Annotated in this window: 1 pseudogene; it reads left to right on the top strand. The window is 64.4% G+C overall.

What is annotated here, in order from left to right:
• Positions 1-233 (top strand): annotated as a pseudogene (locus SB764_RS44890) (homoserine dehydrogenase); the annotation flags it as partial.

Genomic DNA, 233 nt, shown 5'->3' with positions numbered 1-233 from the left:
CCTTCAATGCTGTCTTCATCGAAGCGGAAAACGCGGGCGAGTTGATGTTCTACGGCCAGGGCGCAGGAGGCACTCCCACTGCATCGGCAGTGCTGGGAGACCTCGTCTCCGCTGCGCGCCGCTTGGTTCTGGGTGGCCCGGGCCGCACGGAAACGACCACCGGCCATGTTCCGGCGCTCCCGATCGATGCTTCCACCACCAGCTACTACATCGGCCTGGACGTTGCTGACCAG

This window comes from Paraburkholderia sp. SIMBA_027 (assembly GCF_046535315.1).
In the GTDB taxonomy this organism is placed as follows: domain Bacteria; phylum Pseudomonadota; class Gammaproteobacteria; order Burkholderiales; family Burkholderiaceae; genus Paraburkholderia; species Paraburkholderia tropica.
The sequence above is the reverse complement of the archived record's forward strand: the minus strand, read 5'-3'. Positions and strand labels throughout refer to the sequence as shown.